Here is a 16,890-nt window from a genome sequence, read left to right as displayed (position 1 = left end):
GATATCCTATTTCTCAATAAGTTGGGTTGTGCGTTGAAGCCAGTTTTTATCTTGCGTATCAAGAAAAGGGCTAAGTGCTTGATAGACTCGTGAATGGTAATGATTGAGCCAGTCTAGCTCTGCTTGATCTAGCATTGATAAATCAAGGGCGTTGGTCGCAATTGGAGCAAGAGTGATGGTCTCAAAACCGTAAAACGTGCCGAACTCATTTTGTTCTACTTCTACAACTTTAAGAATGTTCTCTATTCTTACCCCGTACTCACCTTCGCGATAAACGCCTGGCTCATTAGTAATGACCATACCCGGTTTTAGTTCAACCTCGTGGTGGCTTTGCGAGAAATTTTGTGGGCCTTCGTGAACATTCAAGCAAACGCCCACGCCGTGTCCAGTGCCGCACTTGTAATCAATACCATGTTGCCATAAGACGCCACGCGCCATGATATCAAGATTGGCACCCGTAGAGCCTTTCATGAATCGAGTCTGAGTCAGTCGGATGACCGCTTTGAGCACCAAGGTATAATCTTTGCGCTGCTTAATGGTCGGTGACCCGAAGTGGAAAGTACGGGTGATGTCTGTTGTCCCGCCAAGGTATTGGCCACCAGAATCGACGAGAAAGAAGTTGCTTTCATTGACTGCCGCATTGCTTTCTTCATCGGCGGCATAATGCATTTTTGCCCCGTGAGCTGCGAAGCCTGCGATAGTGCGGAAACTGTCACTCACATAATGTCGGGTTTGACGGCGATAGTGATTCAGTTGTGCCTCAGCAGACAATTCTGTAACGAGTCCGCTTGGAACTTGCTCTTCGAGCCAGTTCATAAACCTTACGATTGCCACACCATCATCTGTTAATGCCTGTTCTAGGCTAGTTAGCTCGGTCGCATTTTTTATGGCCTTCATTGCCGTTACAGGGCAAGCCATTGGCTTTAGATTCACATTCCCTTCAATCGAACTCACCAATAAGCTGTCTGTGTGGGTCGGGTTAAAAGCGAGCGATAATCCCTCACATTGCTGATTCAAATACTGACTTACGTAGTTGTAATGGCGAATGTGTACACTCTGATCGGTCAGCGCTCTTTCAACGTCTTGAGGCAGTTTGGCTTTATCAATAAACAGTGTCGCAAGTGATTGCTCTACGACTAGATAGGCTTCAGAAACTGGGCAGTAATTCGTATCACCACCTCGAATATTCATTGTCCACATGACATCATCTAGCGTTGACACTAATAAGCTATCTACTTGGTTCTCGGTTAACCAAGAACGGATTCTCGCTAACTTATTTTCAGTGTCAACGCCAGCAAAAGCGGTGGGGTGCTCGAATACGGGTGCACTTGGGCGAGGTGGTCTTTCAAGCCAAATCGGTGTGAGTAAATCCAGGTCGAGAATGATCTTAATGTTTTTCGCTTCAAAGGTTTGTTTGAGGCCTTGATAAAAAGCGTAACTGATGGCGCGCCCGTCAACCGCGATAATACTGTTTTCTGGTAGCGTGGTAGCCAGCCATTTGGCAACTGTCGGCGTTTCTGGTTGTTTGGCTTTAAACAGTTCAAGTCCTGTGCCGTGTAACTGTTCTTCAGCTTGAATATAGTAACGACCATCAGTCCACAGGCCACCACCTTGTTGGGTAATGACGACATCGCCTGCTGAGCCGGTAAAACCTGAAATCCAGCTTCGCGCTAACCAATGATCCGCTGAGTATTCACTGTTATGTGGGTCATTGTTGGTCACGATATATGCAGACACGTTGTGAAAGGACATTGCCTCACGCAATAACGTAAGGCGTTGGTTTACTGAGTTAGTATTGTTCATTAAATGGTTCCTAAAGTCATATTTGAGCAATAGATATGATGCTGCTCCGAGCCTGTTTTTATTGGGTTCTGTTGCCCGCATACTTCTGTTGCTTCTGGGCATCGAGTACGAAAAACGCAACCGCTCGGTGGGTTAAGTGGAGAAGGAAGATCGCCGGGCAATAGTTGTATTTCACGGTCACGTGCTAATTGCGGATTAGCTATCGGGACAGCAGATAACAGTGCTTTGGTGTAGGGGTGTTGAGCATCATCAAATACTTGATCGTAACGTCCTACTTCCATAGGTTTACCAAGATACATCACCATAACGCGGTCGCTGATATGGCGCACCACGCTTAAGTCATGCGCAATCATCACCAGTGTTAACCCCATTTCTTGTTTAAGATCATCTAGAAGATTGATGACCTGAGCTTGTATGGAGACATCTAGTGCACTAACGGGTTCATCACACACGACCAAATCTGGATTGAGAATTAATGCTCTGGCAATGCCCACACGCTGGCATTGACCTCCGGAAAATTCATGTGGATAGCGGTTTCGCTGGCTCGCCAAGAGACCCACTTTATCCATCATAGCGATGACACGCTTTTCTACCTCTGCCCGTTTAAGCTTTGGCTCGTGGGTGAGCAGTGGTTCGGCGATGCATTCTGAGATGGTTAACCTCGGATTCAAACAAGCGGATGGGTCTTGAAACACCATCTGAAATTCTCTACGTCGAGAGGAAAGCTCTTTCTTACTAAACCCGCGCATGTCTTGATCTTTCCAAGTCAACTCGCCATGTGTAGGTTCAATTAAGCGAAGTAAGGCGCGTGCAAGCGTTGATTTTCCGCAGCCTGATTCCCCCACAATGCCAAGTGTTTCGCCTCGATAAACATCTAAGTCGATACCATTGACCGCTTTCACGATTTTACGTCGACTTGGAATAAGGTGACGTGACACAGGAAAGTGGACGTTTAAATCACGAGCAGACATGAGGACTTCCTTTTTATTCATAACGCCTCCTTAAGCTTTTATTTGAATAGGAGTGATAACACTGGGTGCGTTAACGTGACAGGCAATGGACTGGCTCGTGTTTAATGGAGAAAACCGTGGGGTTTCGTATTGGCAACGCGTCTCTCGATGCTCGCACCGCTCTCTAAACGGACACCCTTTATGGTTAATCAACGCACTTGGTGGGTTACCTGGGATGGTTGGTAAACGCGGCATATCTTCAGTGATAGAAGGAATAGCCTTTAGCAGGCCTTGAGTATAGGGGTGAGCAGGTTGAGCGAACAATGTCTCGGTATCGGATTGCTCCATTTTTTGACCACCATACATGACCAATACGCGATCACACATCTCGGCGACGACGCCCATATCGTGAGTGATCAGTAAAATGGCCGTATTGAACTCTTGTTGTAAGTCTCGTAATAGCGTCAAAATTTGAGCCTGAACGGTTACATCTAATGCGGTGGTTGGTTCGTCTGCAATTAATAACTCGGGCTTACACAACAACGCCATCGCTATCATGATTCGCTGACGCATTCCGCCAGATAATTCGTGAGGGTATTGATTCATCCGAGTTTCGGGAGAGGGAATACGCACCGCATCCAACATGTGAATCGATTCAATTTTTGCTTGTTTTCGGCTCATTCCTTTATGAATCATGAGAACTTCACAAAGCTGCTTGCCAATTTTCATGAATGGATTAAGTGACGTCATCGGATCTTGAAAGATCATTCCGATTTTCTCTGCACGGATGCGGTTGAGCTGCTTTTTCGACATCGCGAGTAAATCATCACCGTGGAACATTGCGCTTCCAGACACGGCGCCGTTGTCTGCGGTTAACCCCATTAATGCGAAAACAGATTGGCTTTTTCCCGAACCTGATTCCCCAACAATCCCAAGAGTTTCGCCCGCTTTAATCGAGTAGGAGAGATTACTGACCGCTTGCACTTGCCCATCTGGCGTATCGAAGCGCACGTTCATGTTTTCAATAGATAGCATGGGTTTGTCCTTATCGGTCTTTCGGGTCAAGAGCATCACGCAAGCCATCGCCGATGAAGTTAAAACAAAAGAGGGTGGCAACTAAAAACAGAGAGGGAAAAAGCAGCATCCACAATGCAACGTCAATCGTTTTTGCGCCTTCGGAAATTAGGATTCCCCAGCTCGTGTCGGGTGGTTGAACACCAAGCCCTAAGAAGCTCAAAAACGATTCGAACATTATGAATCCTGGTACCATTAATGAGGAATAAACCATCACGATCCCAAGCACATTAGGCAGAACATGGCGTCGGACAATTGTTAATTTAGAAACCCCAATAGAGTGTGCGGCTTCGATGAACTCTCTCTTTTTTAGACCGAAGGTGACACCACGTACAACACGGGCAATACCCAGCCAAGATACCATTCCGATCACGATAAAAATCAGGTAGATGTTGTTGCCAAAAAGGGTAACAAACAGGATAACCATAAACATAAATGGCACCGAATCGAGCACCTCAATAATGCGCATCATTACGCTATCGACAACGCCGCCAAGATAGCCGGAAATACTTCCCCAAATCGTACCAATAACAACGGCGACTAAGGCGCCGACAAAACCCACCAAAATAGAGAGCCTGCCGCCTTGCATCGTGCGAGCAAAGACATCTTGCCCGAGATCATCGGTACCAAAGTAATGGCCACTGCTCAGTGAAGGTTTCCCTAGCTCGTATGGATCGATGAGCACTTCCCAGTCAATTTCATCATGGCCAAAAGCGGCAAGAGAGGGGCCGAAGGTGATGCATAAGGTAATGAACGCCAAAACATACACTGATGTCATCGCGGCTCTGTTTTTACGAAATCGAGTCCATGCATCCTGCCAAAGACTGCGACCTTCGACGGCTTCAATATTGTCGACGACTTGATCTTGAAGAGCTTGTGTATCCAGTTTTTTGATCGTTAACATGCCGGACTCCTAAACGCGTATACGAGGGTCGATAATCGTATATAGCAAGTCGACCACAAGGTTAAAGAAGATAGTGAGTGAAGCGACAATCAGAGTAATGCCCATTACTAGGCCGTAGTCGCGGTTGAGAGCCCCAGACACAAAGTGTTGTCCCATGCCACCTGTACCAAAGAAAATGTCGATAATTACCGAGCCTGTCACGACAGACACAAACGCAGGGCCGAGCATCGCAACGACGGGAATCAGGGATGGTCGCAAAGCGTGATGGAATAAAATGTAGGTTGTGGACAAACCTTTGGCCTTTGCCGTTCGAATGTATGGTTGGTTGAGTGTTTCAATCATTGCGCCACGCATGACGCGTGCAATACTCGCAATGGAGCCAATCGCCAGGCTGAGCACGGGAAGAACAAGAAAAGCCAGCTTTCCTCCTTCCCAACCACCAGCAGGGAACCAGCCGAGCTGAATAGCGAAAATCATGACTAAAACTGGAGCAAGCACGAAAGCCGGAACCACAACTCCAGTCATCGAAAGTGTCATCAGGCCGTAATCTAGGCGGCTATTTCGGTTCAATGCCGCAATGGTGCCAAGCAACATGCCAAGTGGAACGGAAATACAAAAAGAGAGTACGCCTAATACTGCTGAAACAGGCCATGATTGTGCGACGAGCTGTGTAACACTGAAGTCTTGATAAACGAAGCTCGGACCGAGATCTCCTTGTATGAAATTACCAATGTAAATCCAAAACTGAGTAAGGAAGGGCTGGTCCAAATGGAATTTTGCTTCGATATTCGCACGTACCACCTCTGGCATAGGCCGTTCCATATCAAATGGCCCCCCTGGTGCAATGTGCATCAGCCAAAATGATACGAGTGCGATGAATAGAAGCGTGGGGATAGCGATAGCTAATCGCTTAACAATGTACCAAATCATGATCCATCATCCTTTGGTCATCCGAAATCACTTCGAACGGTTATGAATAAAAAATGGTCTGAGCTCAGGTTGCCTTCTCCACCGAGAGATATGAGGAACGGCAAGTAAACATTGAACTTGCCGACTCAGACCGAAAACATGCTTTTAGTGGGCTTTTACATAGACATTCTTGCGGTAGTACGACGACTCAGGGTTTGTCAGTTCGTAGCCGCCCACGTAAGGCTTGATGAGGTATTGATCGTTACCCGGACGATAAATAGGAATAATGGCCATGTCTTCAATCAGCATGCTTTCTGCTTGTAGATACAGTTCTGATGGGTTGCTCATGGTCTTTGAGCGAGCCATTAACTCGTCGTATTGCGGGTTGTTATAACGAGAATCGTTGTACTCGCCACTAGAAACGAAGATATCCAACCATGTAGAGGCTTCATTGTAGTCGGCCGTCCAGCCGCCGCGAGTAATGTCGGTCGGCTCTTTAAGTGCGTAGAACACTTTCGGTTCTAGCTGTTTTATTGTGACTTGCGCACCCAAACGGCTTTTCCACATACCTGCCATGGTCGTTGCCATTTTTACGTCCATCGAGAAAGTTGGTACGGTAAACGTCAACTTAAGCGGATTGCTTTTATCGTATCCAGCTTCTGACAGTAATTGCTGCGCTTTTTCGATACGTTTATGACGGTTCCAAGTTGCGAACTCAGGAGTGTGAGATTTAAAACCATCTGTTTGAGGTGGCACAAGGGTATACATTGGAACCCCACCGTTTCTCAAGATAGCACTCGTTAACAGTTGACGGTCAATGGCATATGAGAGGGCTTTACGGACCCGCACGTCTTTTGTTGGTCCTTGTTGAGTGTTGAGGTAATAGAATGTGGAGCCAAGAGACGCACTGGTGCTTGCCACTTCTTGTGGGCGTTGTTGAATTAACTTTTTCTTCTGGGCGGCAGGAATGGAAACCGCTTGGTCTATCTCACCAGCTAGGTAGCGGTTTAGCACTACGTTTGCATCACCAATTGGTAGCCAAGTGACTTTTTCCAGCACTACATTGCTTGCGTCCCAATAATGTGGATTTTTAACCATCACCAGTTTTTCGTTAACTTTCCATTCAGAGACAGTAAACGCACCATTTGTAACGATATGCTCAGGCTGGGTCCAACGGTTGCCATGTTTTTCAATGGTCGCTTTATGAACGGGGGCAAGCACTGGATGACTTAATAGTTTCGTAAAGAAGGGAATAGGCTCTTCGAGTGTTACCTGGAACGTTTTTTCATCCAGCGCCTTCACGCCCAAAGACTCGGGGGCGGCGTCGCCTTTCATAATGGCTTGCGAGTTTTCGATATTTGGAATGGCCGCAAACCAAGCGTAGGGTGAAGCAGTGCTTGGATTCAGTAAGCGTTGCCAGCTGTAGACAAAATCTTGTGCAGTGACCGTTTCGCCATTTGACCATTTTGCATCACGTAAGTGGAAGGTATAAACCGTATTGTTGTCATTGACTGACCAAGACTCAGCAACACCAGGAATGGTTTTACCTTGCTTATCTTGAATGACCAGACCTTCAAACAGGTCTCGACCGAGATTAAAAGCGGGCTCTGCGGCTTGCTTGGCTGGGTCAATAGAAGTAACTTCAGCTCCATTGTTTAGCGTAATTTCTTGTATCTCAGCGAGGGTCACACCTGCGGGATACGGTGCGGCATAGCTTGATGTTGCCAGTATTGGACTCATCATCGACGCTAATAAAAGCAACTTAGGTAATTTCATCCTTGTCTCACTCTTTTCATCCTGAAAGATGCCAAAAATGTATATTGTATAAATTGTCTACACAATCGAGTTTTAACATTACTGTAACAGGGTGTCAGGTGTTGAGCTGTCTGGTCTCAAAAAGTGAGCTAGGGGAATTTCTTTGAAGATCTGATATCAAGTTGGCATGACGGGAAGTAATTTTGCTTCGATACAAATTAAAATCCCCTTCAAGCACAGGCTAGAAGGGGAAGATAGTCAATCTGCTCTTCAAAAGGCACGACGTTAACTGACTAGGAAATGTTTCACGAACTCAGTGATTTTGACCATATCACTTACCGCGATAAACTCTTCTGTCGTGTGTACTTTTGCCATGCCAGTTGAAAGGTTGACAGTTGTGAGACCTTTCTTGTTAAAGTTGTTGGCATCGCTACCGCCGCCAGTGCCTTTTGTGAAGGCGTCAATTCCCAACTCTGAAAATGCTGCTTTTATAGCGTTTACGTGTGGGTGGTTTTCTTCAATAACAAAAGCGTCGTAGGCTCGGCTAGATTCAATTTCGACTTCTGCACCGTGTTTTTCGCAGACAGACTCTAATGTTGAGATCATATGATTGACCTGAGCATCTAGTTTATCGCCATTCAGGGAGCGTGCTTCTGCCACGATTTTTAATTCAGGCATAACAATGTTTGTGGCCTGACCGCCATTCACTACACCGATGTTGGCTGTCGTTTCTTCGTCGATGCGAAGTAGCTTCATTTGGTTGATAGCATCAGCCGCCACCATGATCGCACTGATGCCTTCTTCTGGCGCAAGCCCTGCGTGTGCTGGTCGACCTTTGATTTTTGCCATGATTTTTTGCTGGCCTGGGGCTGCGGTCACAATGGTGCCAATAGGGCCACCCGTATCTAACACGATTGCTTCCGTTGAAGTGACGTGTGACATATCGAAGTATTGTGAACCGAATAAACCGCCTTCTTCATACACGGTGAAAGCAAGTTCTAACGTTTTGTGCTCACGGTTTTCCGCTTGAATACAACGAACGGCTTCCATGATGGCAGCAATACCAGATTTATCATCGCCACCAAGAATCGTATTGCCTTTTGAACGGATAACGCCGTCTTCGATGAGTGGCTCAATGCCAATACCTGGAGTGACCGTATCCATATGACAGCTCATTAGAATAGAGCCGTCTTTTTTGCCGTCTAAACGGGCGTACACGTTAAAACCGTTAGAAATGTGCTCAGGTACTGGAATTTTGCGTACGGTAAAGCCTAGCTTGCCTAGCTGTTCTGCCAGTGTTTCTGCAATTTGTTTTTCGTTTGTTGATTCGCTGTCGATACGTACTAGTTGGCAAAAGTGTTCAACTAAGCGTTCTTGATTGATGTGTGTCATTAGATGTCTCTTTTTCTGATCGAGCGTGAAGCCTTGTGGCTCGGCTCGATAGGGAACAGAGCACCACTTATGGCACAGTTACTTTTGAATAAAACTGAGGTGAATCAATAAAGGGGTATCCATGACACGATTCTGACCGATGAGCCTTTCGAACTGTATGAAGCGTCACGAAACATTACTTTTGATGTTTTGCAGGAGCAAATGAATAAATCGGATAGAGATAGGGTGCAATAGATTTTCCATCCCCTTTTACTTTTTGAGTTACGTTGCCAAGATAAAATGCCAAAGTAACAACTTGTTTACATTTTATATGTTGGCGTAAAGCCGAAAATATCAATCTAATATATTGAAAGTAAGCAGTTTATTTAATGTTTACAAAAGTGGATTCGACGTGCACCCTTCGTGTAACATATATTTTACAATTGTGAGTAAAAATCGCCAAGATAAAGATTTCTCCCCACGTATTCCAATTTCTCAATACCTGCGCCAAGTTAGAAAAATAAGTCCAAACAAAAGCTACTGAGACAAGGAGAAAGTCATGGTTGATGCATATAACCCACTAGGAACAGACGGATTTGAGTTTGTTGAATATACCGCTGCAGACAACAAAGGCATTCAACAGCTTAAAGATCTGTTTATATCGTTAGGTTTTGCGGAAATCGCAAAGCATCGCTCAAAAGAAGCGTGGTTATATCGACAAGGTGACATTAGCTTTATTGTGAATGCGCAGCCGCATAGCCAAGCTGAGGGATTCGCCAAAGTTCACGGTCCGTCGGTTTGTGGCATGGCATTTCGTGTGAAAGACGCCACCGTTGCTCTGGCGCATGCGTTAGAGAATGGCGGTAAAGAATATAAAACGGAAATTGGGCCGATGGAGCTTAGTATTCCTGCTATTTATGGCATCGGTGAAAGCTTGCTTTATTTTGTCGATCGTTATGGAAAGCAGAGCATTTATGATGTCGATTTTCGTTTTTATGATGATGCTGATGAGCGTTTATCAAAAGCGAATGTTGGTCTTTACGAAATCGACCACTTAACGCACAACGTTAAGCAAGGCAACATGGATGTCTGGTCTGGTTTCTATGAGCGCATTGGTAACTTCCGCGAAATTCGTTATTTCGATATCGAAGGTAAGCTGACTGGTCTTGTCAGCCGTGCGATGACCGCACCTTGCGGCAAAATCCGAATTCCTATCAATGAGTCGTCAGATGATAAATCACAGATTGAAGAGTTTATCCGTGAATACAATGGCGAAGGCATTCAACATATCGCATTGACCACAGACGACATCTACGAAACGGTCAAAACATTGCGTGAGCGAGGCATGGACTTTATGCCAACGCCAGATACTTATTACGAGAAAGTCGATCAGCGTGTTGAAGGCCATGGTGAAGATGTAAGCAAGCTTCGTGATTTGCAGATTCTTATTGATGGTGCACCAACGAAAGATGGCATCTTGCTACAAATCTTTACTCAAACCGTTATCGGCCCTGTGTTCTTCGAAATCATCCAACGTAAAGGCAATGAAGGCTTTGGCGAGGGTAACTTCAAAGCGTTGTTTGAATCGATAGAAGAAGACCAAATTCGCCGAGGAGTATTGAGCGATGCATAAATGGATCACATTCCCTCATCGGGAGGGAGTGTGCTCTAAACAAGCACATGCTGACTTCCCGGAAGAGGCAATTTATGAACGTGAGGCAGGTCGAAGTGGCTTCTTCGGCCCCGCAACACATTTTCATCATCAACATGCCCCAACGGGGTGGTCTGAGTGGGAGGGTGAGCTACGTCCACGAGCGTTTGATTTTAATCTAGTCGAAAAAGCCAGCCATATTACCCCTTGGGCAGTCCCGCATTTATTACACAACGCGAATTGTAAAGTTCGTGTTTGGCGTATGGATGAAAAAATGGACTTCTTGGTGAGAAATGCAGATGGCGACGAACTGCTATTCATCCACCAAGGTACGGCAGATCTCTACTGTGATTATGGTCATTTGAAAGTGAGCGAAGGGGATTATGTCATGATCCCGCGCTCAACGAGCTGGCGTTTAGAGCCAAGCGAGCCGATGTTCATTCTGATGATCGAAAACACCGATGCGGCTTATACATTGCCCGAAAAAGGCATGGTTGGAAACCACGCGGTGTTTGATCCGGCGGTTCTAGAAACGCCGTCGATCAACGATCAGTTCCGTGCTCAATACTCTGATAATCAAACACAGGTTCAGGTGAAACGCCACGATAAAGTCAGTGTTATCACTTACCCATTCAACCCATTGGATGCGATTGGTTGGCATGGTGATTTGGCGGTAGTAAAAGTGAACTGGCGTGATATTCGTCCACTTATGTCACATCGTTACCATTTACCGCCTTCTGCACATACCACATTTGTAGGAGCAGGATTTGTGGTGTGTACCTTCGTTCCTCGTCCAATTGAAAGTGATCCTGGAGCGCTCAAAGTACCGTTCTACCACAACAATGACGATTATGACGAAGTCTTGTTCTACCATGCAGGTGACTTCTTTAGTCGTGACAACATTGAAGCGGGTATGGTGACATTCCATCCAGCAGGATTTACACATGGCCCTCACCCGAAAGCTTTCAAAGCAGGGCGAGAGCATAAGAAGACTTTTACCGACGAAGTCGCGGTCATGATTGATACGCGTCACGCACTTCAGTTTTCGGATGAGCTGGAAAAAGTAGAAAACAAAGAATACGTCTATAGCTGGCAAGAGAAGTAAGAGGCAAGGATGAAATTAGCAACCAAGAAAAATGGCACTCGTGACGGTTTGTTGATGGTCGTGAGCAAAGACTTAACGCGCTGCGTACCTGCGACAGAAATTTTCCACCCTATGAACTTAGCACCGACGATGCAGGTGGCACTTGATAACTGGGATACGCTAGCACCACAACTGGAAGAGCTATACGTTGCACTGAACAATGGCACGGTTGCAGGGTATGAAGAGTTTGAAGCGCACTACTGTGAGTCGCCGCTTCCTCGCGCTTATCAGTGGGCTGATGGCAGTGCTTACGTAAACCACGTTGAGTTGGTTCGAAAAGCTCGCGGCGCTGAAATGCCAGAGAGTTTTTGGACGGACCCGTTGATGTACCAAGGAGGCTCTGATGCCTTTATTGGACCTTGTGACAACATCGAGTTTGCGAGTGATGAATGGGGTATTGATTTCGAAGGTGAAGTTGCTGTGGTAACTGGTGACGTACCAATGGGCGCGAGTGTTGCAGAGGCTCAGGAGTCGATTCGTTTGATCATGCTGGTGAATGATGTCTCACTGCGTGGTCTAATTCCGGCAGAGTTAGCTAAAGGGTTTGGTTTTTTCCAATCTAAACCTTCTTCTGCGTTTTCTCCTGTGGCAGTAACACCTGACGAACTAGGCGATGCGTGGTACGAAAACAAAGTGCATTTACCACTGGTCTCGACCTACAACCACAAGCCGTTTGGTCGCCCAAATGCGGGTATCGATATGACGTTTGATTTTGCAGACTTAATTGTTCATGCGACTAAAACGCGCCCGCTATCTGCTGGGGCAATTATAGGTTCTGGCACGGTATCTAATAAGCAAGGCACCGAACATGGCACTTCGATTGAGGAGGGTGGTGTTGGTTATTCATGTATCGCGGAAGTTCGCATGATTGAAACCATTCGTGATGGTAAGCCGTCGACTAACTTCATGTCGTTTGGAGATTCTATTAGATTGGAAATGTTCGATGCGGATGGCAACAACATATTCGGTTCGATTGACCAACAAGTTAGCCAATATCTCAAGCACTAACAGTGCTGGTTGGGAGACGATATGAGCGATAGCATGATTTTATACGGATACTGGCGATCATCGGCGGCATATCGTGTGCGTATTTGCTTGAATCTTAAAGAGTTATCGTATGATTCAAAATCGGTACACTTGGTGCGCAATGGTGGCGAACAACATAGTGACGAGTACCATGAGTTAAACGCTTCTGAACTGGTTCCTTTGCTGGTGGATGGGGAGGTTCAGTTAACCCAGTCACTGGCGATCATTCAATACTTAGAAGAACACTACCCGGATGTCACTGTGATCCCCGAACAAACGCCGCTTCGATACCAAGCGCTAGCTTTGGCTCAGGATATTGCAATGGAGATTCATCCCCTGAATAACTTAAGAGTTCTACAGTATTTAGAGGGGGAGTTAGCTTGCGAGCCAGAGCGCAAAGTCGCTTGGATTCATCACTGGATCCACAAAGGTTTTACAGCATTAGAAGAGAAACTTCAGAAGCATCGTAAACTAAATGGTGATTGCAAGTTTAGCCTGACAAGCTCGCCATCTATTGTCGATATTTGTCTGGTACCACAATTTTATAACGCACAACGCTTTGGTGTAGATACTTCTCTTTATCCAACCATTAACGCTGTTGTGCAGTCATGCAATCAACTGCCAGCTTTTATTGATGCGATGCCAGAGAATCAGCCAGACGCTAATAGTTGATTCTTAGCATACATAATGTATTAACAAAATTTAAACGAGCCAATCCAAGTGTGTGATTGGCTCGTTTTTATTGGTGAGCAAAATTTTCTGTTTCTCGCTATCGTCGTGGCGCCTCAAAATTGCGAGGTTTTGTTGCTCTGCATAACATTTCCATTTACGCTTTGAGCAACGAGTTGTTTTGGATGCACTTTATTTATGACCAACATTTTTATCATTGTTGTTCTTCTGGTTTTATTCTTCTTTGTTATTCAAAAGTACGTGATTAAGCACGATGACACGCGTGATTATCCTTATCGCTCGAAAGGCCCTCTGCTCAGAGGTCAAGAGGGTGCGTTCTATAATGCGTTAAGAGCGGCGGTCGGGGAGCATGCCGTAGTATTCGCGAAAGTAAACATGTCCAGTTTGGTTACGCCAAAAGAAATCAAAAATAAGAAGCAGTTTTTTGTCGCGAACAATCGTATATCTCGAAGCTATTTTGATTACGTTATTTGTGACCCAAGGACACTAGAGCCGCGCGTTATCGTTGAATTGGATAATGGGCAGGAGCTAAACAAGGGTAAGATAGAAAGACAAAAGTTATTGATTCATGTTTGTAAGACGGCCAACCTGCCTTTAATCGGCGCTTCGATAAAGCACAGTTATCAAGTTGGGCGATTACGTCGTTTGCTTGCGGCACACATTGATTTGATTGAGCCCGATAAAGAAGTGCGCTTTTGCAAAAAATGCGGCAGTCCGATGATCATTAAAACCGCAAGCCAAGGTGAGTTCAAAGGGAGACGTTTCTTTACTTGTAGCCGTCAGCCGAATTGTACATACACCGAAAATTATAACGTTGTGTTTGAGGCGGACGACTAAACACGACAATTAACCTGCAGAAATAAGGGGCTTTGATTAGAGATGATCAAAGCCTTTTTTGTATCTGTCCTCAAGGCAAGACCTATACTTTGAAAAAGAGTGCAGAATAGGGCAGCCATATGCGATACGGATGGATTTTGTCAGCATTGTTCATCGCATCTAATGTTAGTGCGATACCTAATTTGAAACCACTGGAGTGTGAATTGACAGAGACACCCCAAGATCATTTCTTGTTTTACCGAGAGCAAATGATTTACCACAGTGAGCAGTTTGTCATATTTCAAAACTTCAAAGGCAGGGTGAGCACTCAAGTGGACGTCAAAACAGGAGAGTTGATTCGTACAACCTATATCGGCGAACCATTTAAACCTAAATATCAGATTTTGTTCGGCACTTGCCCTAAGGTATCGCAAACCTTACAGATTTGGATGCTCAGTGAAGTGCCTTACGACAATTAAGTGAGATAATAAAAGTTATATAGATCACACTTTTAAACCCTGCAGGCTCAGTCCTTGTCGATAAAATCATCTGAAAACGCGTGTTGAGTTTACATTTTCGCCAAACGGTTCAAAGTTGGTAAATTTGTGCTTGCACCGTCGTTCGCTTATAGCTAATATCCTCGTCGTTCCAGAGAAATGCGTCCGTAGCTCAGCTGGTTAGAGTATCGCCTTGACATGGCGGGGGTCGGTGGTTCGAGTCCACTCGGACGCACCATTCTGAATTGAATGGTTAGGAACATAAAAATTTGGGTCCGTAGCTCAGTTGGTTAGAGTACTACCTTGACATGGTAGGGGTCGGCGATTCGAGTTCGCCCGGACCCACCAAATTTTAAAAAAGCCCACCTTTTGGTGGGCTTTTTTGTGTCTGTAATTCATTGATACTCAAGTAAAACTACTTCTTTTCTTGTCCCTTGTTTTTGCTCTGCTTTAGCCCCTTGTCAGAGATAAAAGCGCACTACTTGATCCGCAACACAACCTCAAAACCCTAAATGCAATGCATAAGGTGCATACGCTTCAAACCCACTAGAGCCGTCTATAAATCATGTTGCGTGCCACTAGCCGTGGCATTAGAGACACTGACTATTAATCTAAATTATCTGGCGTGTGAAGATTGGTGCCGCATATTGTACATTTGTAGTCACCAGTCGCTTCGCCTTCCATTAATGAGCTAATTATTGCTGCAAATAGACCTGAGAAGAAACCTTTAGCTTTTTTCTCGGTCTTTTCCTGCGCTTTAGAGAAGCTTTCGTACCGATGTAGCGTTACTTCTTTACAATTACAGCAAAACGCTCTTGTCTCTTCAGAACCGTACATTTTTACCAATTGATTTACTCCCTGTAAGTTAATTTCCCCAAGTGGCGTTATGTTCAAGGGTAAGTCACACAAGACTGATGTGTGACTTACCCTAAACACTAAAACTAACGTAATGTAAAACACCACATGTTATGAATGATTATTTAACGCCTTGTTATCCGAGCTTGCTAACTCTGCTGATTGAATAGTTGTGGCAATAAGCTCTTCAAATAGAGCTAATTGCCCAGCAGGTATCAATTGATTTTGTATAGCTTTTCGTTTGTTTGAGTCAAATAGCCGCTCTGTTAACCAACCAATTAGATACATCAGTGAAAGACAGCCACCAGCCGTCGCTACATTACCGTCTATCACGAGAGGCAGATCCTGAACATCTCCTCCCATACTTTGTAGAACGTCCTTTGCATCTGGGTTTGTTGTTAATCGCTTGCCTTTTAGTAAACCGAGTTCATGGAGGATGAATGATCCCGCACAAATCGAACCTATTAGCTGCCTATTTGGATCAAGATTCAACGCTGACATAAATTCAGCATCTTTTAAAGCGGCTGGAATACCCCGTTTGCCGCTTGTAATAAGAACGACATCTTGATTCGTCACCTCAGAAAGGTGTCCGTCTGTTTTAACTTTCATACCGAGGTGGGAATGATGTTCAGATTTAGTTCCAAGTATACTTACTGTCCAACTGTCGGTTGTGCGCCCTAGCAAGTCATACATAAGAAAGAAATCGACATCCGTGAAATCATCAAATAAAACAACGCCGATTTTATACATAACATTTATCCTTTTGGACTTACTCGTAAGTCGCAAAATGTGTAGTAGGAGGGGAGGGCATTCAATACACAAGCTTCTGCTGAGCACCTTAAACACCAAAGGCGGTGCAAACTAACAATGCCATGTGTACCAAATCCCTATTATAAAACTTTGTTATGTTTGTTTTATGAGCCCGCCCAGAAAAACTCAACCCTAATACCACTTGGGTCGTAACACATTAAATGTTTTGCGGGTCCTGTTTTAACAAGCTCGGGACCAAACTCAATTTCGATTCCCGACGCCATAAATTGATCACGCAACTCATAGAGTTGCTTTTCAGTCTCTACCAGTAAAGCTAAGTGATGCAAACCAATATTCGTTTTTCTGTCAAATGGAGTGGCGGCATCAGCCTTAGCCGTCCATAGTGTAAGCATGATATGCCCATCACTCACAAATATTGCCGGGTAGTCTGGATTTCTTTTTACTTCACTCCAACCTAATTGTTCAGTGAAAAACTTCGCGCTTGCTTCTAGGTTAGATATGGTTAAACCTACGTGGTGTATGCCTTTTGTTAACACAGTCACTTTGTTTCCTTACTCGTTTTAATGGCTATCAAACAAAGATAACTCGATAAAAAGTAAGCATCAATACACATATATTGATTAACTTCGTCAATCTATTCGAATACGGTAATCCAACTGGAAACATAACATTGT

At 45.0% G+C, this 16,890-nt stretch carries 16 protein-coding genes and 2 tRNA genes; 8 read left to right on the top strand and 10 right to left on the bottom strand.

From position 1 onward, the window contains the following. Window positions 1-6: 6 nt before the first annotated feature. The 7 genes from J4N43_RS08835 to J4N43_RS08805 form a co-directional block, all read right to left on the bottom strand. Window positions 7-1,803, bottom strand: coding sequence for an aminopeptidase P family protein (locus J4N43_RS08835; RefSeq protein ID WP_053350405.1), 1,797 nt, complete (start codon window positions 1,801-1,803; stop codon window positions 7-9). Continuing rightward, entirely contained in the window at window positions 1,803-2,795 is a 993-nt protein-coding gene (locus tag J4N43_RS08830) for an ABC transporter ATP-binding protein (RefSeq protein WP_053350404.1), read from the bottom strand. The genes J4N43_RS08835 and J4N43_RS08830 overlap by 1 nt, the downstream gene beginning before the upstream one ends. Window positions 2,796-2,804: 9 nt before the next feature. Beyond that, window positions 2,805-3,788, bottom strand: a complete 984-nt coding sequence (locus J4N43_RS08825; RefSeq protein ID WP_005377840.1) for an ABC transporter ATP-binding protein — start codon at window positions 3,786-3,788, stop codon at window positions 2,805-2,807. 10 nt (window positions 3,789-3,798) lie between these two features. Continuing rightward, on the bottom strand, window positions 3,799-4,731 hold the full coding sequence (locus tag J4N43_RS08820) for an ABC transporter permease subunit (RefSeq protein ID WP_005377839.1): 933 nt from the start codon (window positions 4,729-4,731) through the stop codon (window positions 3,799-3,801). A 9-nt stretch (window positions 4,732-4,740) separates the two neighbouring features. Beyond that, window positions 4,741-5,661 (bottom strand): oligopeptide ABC transporter permease OppB, encoded by a 921-nt coding sequence (gene oppB / locus J4N43_RS08815; RefSeq protein WP_005377838.1) that lies wholly within the window; start codon window positions 5,659-5,661, stop codon window positions 4,741-4,743. 144 nt (window positions 5,662-5,805) lie between these two features. Then, entirely contained in the window at window positions 5,806-7,416 is a 1,611-nt protein-coding gene (locus J4N43_RS08810; RefSeq protein ID WP_053350403.1) for a peptide ABC transporter substrate-binding protein, read from the bottom strand. 264 nt (window positions 7,417-7,680) lie between these two features. Further along, window positions 7,681-8,787, bottom strand: coding sequence for a M20/M25/M40 family metallo-hydrolase (locus J4N43_RS08805; protein WP_053350402.1), 1,107 nt, complete (start codon window positions 8,785-8,787; stop codon window positions 7,681-7,683). 538 nt (window positions 8,788-9,325) lie between these two features. Here J4N43_RS08805 and hppD point away from each other — a divergent pair. From hppD to J4N43_RS08765, 8 genes are all read left to right on the top strand, one after another. Beyond that, the gene (hppD, locus tag J4N43_RS08800) at window positions 9,326-10,399 is read left to right on the top strand and encodes a 4-hydroxyphenylpyruvate dioxygenase (RefSeq protein WP_005377835.1); all 1,074 of its coding nucleotides are present in this window, start codon (window positions 9,326-9,328) and stop codon (window positions 10,397-10,399) included. Next, window positions 10,392-11,522 (top strand): homogentisate 1,2-dioxygenase, encoded by a 1,131-nt coding sequence (locus J4N43_RS08795; protein WP_033905172.1) that lies wholly within the window; start codon window positions 10,392-10,394, stop codon window positions 11,520-11,522. The genes hppD and J4N43_RS08795 overlap by 8 nt, the downstream gene beginning before the upstream one ends. 9 nt (window positions 11,523-11,531) lie before the next feature. Continuing rightward, a complete protein-coding gene (locus J4N43_RS08790) occupies window positions 11,532-12,569 on the top strand; it encodes a fumarylacetoacetate hydrolase family protein (RefSeq protein WP_025766743.1) in 1,038 nt (345 codons plus the stop codon). A gap of 21 nt (window positions 12,570-12,590) precedes the next feature. Further along, complete coding sequence (gene maiA, locus J4N43_RS08785; protein ID WP_005377832.1) at window positions 12,591-13,259, top strand: maleylacetoacetate isomerase; 669 nt, start codon at window positions 12,591-12,593, stop codon at window positions 13,257-13,259. A 195-nt stretch (window positions 13,260-13,454) separates the two neighbouring features. Further along, entirely contained in the window at window positions 13,455-14,114 is a 660-nt protein-coding gene (locus J4N43_RS08780) for a DUF2726 domain-containing protein (protein ID WP_005377831.1), read from the top strand. 119 nt (window positions 14,115-14,233) lie between these two features. Beyond that, window positions 14,234-14,572 carry a hypothetical protein gene (locus tag J4N43_RS08775; RefSeq protein WP_053350401.1) on the top strand — a complete coding sequence of 113 codons (339 nt, stop codon included), beginning with the start codon at window positions 14,234-14,236 and terminating at the stop codon, window positions 14,570-14,572. A gap of 179 nt (window positions 14,573-14,751) precedes the next feature. Beyond that, window positions 14,752-14,828: transfer RNA gene (locus J4N43_RS08770), tRNA-Val, on the top strand. A gap of 33 nt (window positions 14,829-14,861) precedes the next feature. Continuing rightward, window positions 14,862-14,938: transfer RNA gene (locus tag J4N43_RS08765), tRNA-Val, on the top strand. A 258-nt stretch (window positions 14,939-15,196) separates the two neighbouring features. On the opposite strand, the gene J4N43_RS08760 is transcribed toward J4N43_RS08765, so the two are convergent. From J4N43_RS08760 to J4N43_RS08750, 3 genes are all read right to left on the bottom strand, one after another. Then, window positions 15,197-15,427 (bottom strand): hypothetical protein, encoded by a 231-nt coding sequence (locus J4N43_RS08760; RefSeq protein WP_017820907.1) that lies wholly within the window; start codon window positions 15,425-15,427, stop codon window positions 15,197-15,199. Between the two features lie 129 nt (window positions 15,428-15,556). Then, a complete protein-coding gene (locus J4N43_RS08755) occupies window positions 15,557-16,195 on the bottom strand; it encodes a DJ-1/PfpI family protein (RefSeq protein ID WP_047100683.1) in 639 nt (212 codons plus the stop codon). Window positions 16,196-16,359: 164 nt separating this feature from the next. Further along, the gene (locus J4N43_RS08750) at window positions 16,360-16,758 is read right to left on the bottom strand and encodes a VOC family protein (protein ID WP_053350400.1); all 399 of its coding nucleotides are present in this window, start codon (window positions 16,756-16,758) and stop codon (window positions 16,360-16,362) included. Window positions 16,759-16,890: the final 132 nt, after the last annotated feature.

Source organism: Vibrio sp. SCSIO 43009 (assembly GCF_023716525.1).
In the GTDB taxonomy this organism is placed as follows: domain Bacteria; phylum Pseudomonadota; class Gammaproteobacteria; order Enterobacterales; family Vibrionaceae; genus Vibrio; species Vibrio alginolyticus.
Note: the sequence above shows the minus strand (reverse complement) of the source record. Positions and strands in the feature narration are given on the sequence as shown.